Annotated in this window: 4 protein-coding genes; 2 read left to right on the plus strand and 2 right to left on the minus strand. The window is 69.6% G+C overall.

The genetic code is table 11. From position 1 onward, the window contains the following. Nucleotides 1–162: biotin carboxylase N-terminal domain-containing protein (locus tag WA805_RS22705; RefSeq protein WP_425243354.1), on the minus strand; the 162-nt coding region annotated here is incomplete at its 3' end. Nucleotides 163–168: 6 nt separating this feature from the next. Continuing rightward, nucleotides 169–1,743 (minus strand): carboxyl transferase domain-containing protein, encoded by a 1,575-nt coding sequence (locus WA805_RS22710; RefSeq protein ID WP_422282047.1) that lies wholly within the window; start codon nt 1,741–1,743, stop codon nt 169–171. A 101-nt stretch (nt 1,744–1,844) separates the two neighbouring features. Between WA805_RS22710 and WA805_RS22715 the strand changes: the two genes are divergently transcribed. Then, on the plus strand, nt 1,845–2,453 hold the full coding sequence (locus WA805_RS22715) for a GtrA family protein (protein WP_425243353.1): 609 nt from the start codon (nt 1,845–1,847) through the stop codon (nt 2,451–2,453). Nucleotides 2,454–2,910: 457 nt separating this feature from the next. Continuing rightward, nucleotides 2,911–3,165 carry a hypothetical protein gene (locus tag WA805_RS22720; protein ID WP_422289114.1) on the plus strand — a complete coding sequence of 85 codons (255 nt, stop codon included), beginning with the start codon at nt 2,911–2,913 and terminating at the stop codon, nt 3,163–3,165. Nucleotides 3,166–3,415 lie beyond the last annotated feature (250 nt).

Raw genomic sequence — 3,415 nt, forward strand, 5'->3', positions numbered from 1 at the left:
CGGCGGGCCGATCCGCACCGCCTCGCGCGCCGCGCGGACGTGTGGGGCGCCGGCGTCGGCGTCGCTGTAGACCGCGACGCTGGCGATGCCGAGCCGGTCCAGGGTGCGGATGATCCGGACGGCGATCTCGCCGCGGTTGGCTATCAGGACCTTACTGAACACGTCGCCTCACATCCGGAAGACGCCGTAGCCGGCCGGCTCGAGCGGGGCGTTGGCGGCCGCGGACAGCGCGAGCCCGAGGGCCCGGCGGGTGCCGGCCGGGTCGATGACCCCGTCGTCCCACAGCCGGGCGGTCGAGTAGTACGGGTTGCCCTGGTGCTCGTACTGCTCGCGGACGTCGGCCTCGTCGCTGCCGACGCCACTACCGACGGAGGCCAGCACGCTCGCGGCCTGGTCGCCGCCCATGACGGAGATGCGGGCGTTCGGCCACATCCACAGGAATCGTGGCGAGTAGGCGCGGCCGCACATCGCGTAATTGCCCGCGCCGAACGAGCCGCCGATGATCACCGTGAGCTTCGGGACTCGCGCGCAGGCGACGGCGGTGACCATCTTGGCACCGTGCTTGGCGATGCCGCCCGCCTCGTATTGCCTGCCGACCATGAAGCCGGTGATGTTCTGCAGGAAGATCAGGGGAATCCGGCGCTGGTCGCACAGCTCGATGAAGTGGGCGCCCTTGAGCGCGGACTCGCTGAACAGGATGCCGTTGTTGGCGATGATGCCGACGGGGTGGCCGTGGATGCGGGCGAAGCCGGTGACGAGGGTGGGGCCGTACTCTTTCTTGAACTCGGCGAGCCGGCTGCCGTCGGCGATCCTGGCGATGACCTCGCGCACGTCGTAGGGGGTGCGCAGGTCCGCGGGGACGACGCCGTAGATCTCGTCAGCGTCGTACAGCGGCGCCTCTGACGGGTGGACGTCCCAGGGGCGCGGGGTGAGCGGGCCGAGCGTGGCGACGATGCTCCTGACGATGCGCAGCGCGTCGGTGTCGTCCTCGGCGAGGTGGTCGGTCACGCCGGAGACGCGCGAGTGCAGGTCGCCGCCGCCGAGTTCCTCCGCGGTGACCACCTCGCCGGTGGCGGCCTTCACCAGCGGCGGGCCGCCGAGGAAGATCGTGCCCTGGTTCCTGACGATCACGGCCTCGTCGCTCATCGCGGGGACGTAGGCGCCGCCGGCGGTGCAGGAGCCGAGCACCGCGGCGATCTGCGGGATGCCCCGTTTCGACATCGTCGCCTGGTTGTAGAAGATGCGGCCGAAGTGCTCGCGGTCCGGGAACACCTCGTCCTGCCTGGGCAGGAACGCGCCGCCCGAGTCGACGAGGTAGACGCAGGGCAGGTTGTTGTGCAGCGCCACCTCCTGGGCGCGCAGGTGCTTCTTGACCGTCATCGGGTAGTAGGTGCCGCCCTTGACGGTCGCGTCGTTGGCGACAATGACGCACTCGCGGCCTTCGACGCGGCCGACTCCGGTGATGATGCCCGCCGCCGGCGCGTCGCCGTCGTACATGCCGTCGGCGGCGAGCGGGCTGAGTTCGAGGAACGGCGAGCCGGGGTCAGTCAGGGTGTCCACCCGGTCGCGCGGCAGCAGCTTGCCGCGGCTGACGTGGCGGTCGCGGGCGCGGTCAGAGCCGCCGCGCGCCGCTGTTTCGAGCTTGTCTCTGAGTTCCGCCGCGAGCGCGCTGTTGGCCGCGTGGTTGCGCTTGAACGCTTCGCTCGCGGTGTCCGCGCTGGATCGCAGCGGCGTCACCGACATCATGACTACGAATCCTAGGTGGTCGTCGTCCCCGGGGATGACCGGCGTTTTCAGCCTGGCGGCCGACGACACGGCGAACCGTCTCAGGCGACGATGGCTGCATGAGGCAGTTCTACGGCAGGTTCCGTGACCTGATCAGCGAGGCGGCCCGGTTCGCCGTGGTCGGGCTGGCCGGCGTGGTCATCACTGACGGCGGCGCCAACCTGCTGCGGTACGACGCCGGGCTGGACCGCTTCACCGCGGTGGCGATCGCGACGCTCGCCGCCGTGGTGATCAGCTTCGTGGCCAGCCGCTACTGGACCTTCCGGCGCCGCGAACACGGCGGGCTCGGCCGGGAGACGGTGCTGTTCTGCGTGGCGAACGGGATCGGTGTCGCCATTTCCGAAGGCTGCGTGTGGCTGGCCTCCGCGTTCGGGTGGGAGGGCAAGCTCTCGTACAACGTCGCGCTGGCGGGCGGAATCGCCCTCGCGACGTTGTTCCGCTACTGGTCCTACAAGAGATGGGTCTGGCCCCGGAGCCGGTCAGTTGTTGCTGAGCACGCGCGCGAACGGTCCCCTGTCGTCAGCCGCGTCCTCGGCAGCCACGCCGTGCCGCAGCGCCCATCCGTCGACCGCCTCGAGGCTGACGCGCCACAGGCCCTCGGTGGCCCCGCGGGCGGCCTTGCTCCCGGCCGGGACGTGCTCGTCGAGGAGGTGCAGGTGGTGGTCTGACTCCGAGTCGGTGTCCTTGGCGTACTCCTTGCCGAGCAGGCCAGAGGACGGCTCAAGGGCGCTCATGAGCGGGTTCCGCTGAACCAGTTCGGAAAAGTACCGCCGCTCGGAGATCAGGACGCCGTGCAGGATCGTGCCGTGCGCGGACACGGTGACGGGCACCGCGCCCTCGCCCGACTCGTTGATGGCCCGGACTAGCTGCCGTAGCACCGGGTCCACGTCATGCTTGGCCATGATTGTCTCCCTAAGCGTCGAATGTCGTATTGCCGTAACGGCACTCCCCGCTACCCATGACAGGGCGGCCAAACACGGACTTTGAACAACAGCTGAACGTGGGGTGACCGGCAGCGAAAGTTCACCCGCTACGAATGGGCCGCTGGTGGTTGTACTGCGACAGCGTGGGCAGTGGGCGTCTGAGGCAGTGGGCGTCTGAGATTGGGTGATTGGAGGTGCCGCCATGGTGGCCTATTACGAGATCCGGGTGGCGGGAATGCTGCCTTCCGAGGTCTTGCAGGATTTCGAGTTGCTGAGTGCCGCCCCGGCGCCGGTCGGGACCGTGCTGCACGGGCCGTTGCCCGACCAGGCAGCACTGGCAGCCTTCCTGGCCCGGCTCGAAAATTTCGGTGCCAACGTGATCGAGATACGGCGGTTCAGGGAACGCCGAGGCCAAAGCGGAGGCCGTAGCGACGCGCGTGCTCGCTGGGGCGGCTGAGGCCGCCGGCACGCACTGCCGCATCAGGGTGGACTGCTCACCCTCGCCGGGTGATCTCCCCCTGGCCGCCGGCGGGTCACGATAGCCGCATGTCAGGCCTGCCTCCAGATCCTTCCGGAACGGCCCTGCAGGCCACGCGGTCGCAGCGCTGGCTGGCCCGCCTGAGTTTCGCGCTGGCGTTTCTCGCCGTCGCGGTCGTGGTGGCCTTCGCGGGACTGAAGAGCGCGGCGATGCTCGGGGTGGGCCTGGC

It is taken from the genome of Trebonia sp. (assembly GCF_049794275.1).
Classification (GTDB): Bacteria; Actinomycetota; Actinomycetes; order Streptosporangiales; family Streptosporangiaceae; genus Trebonia.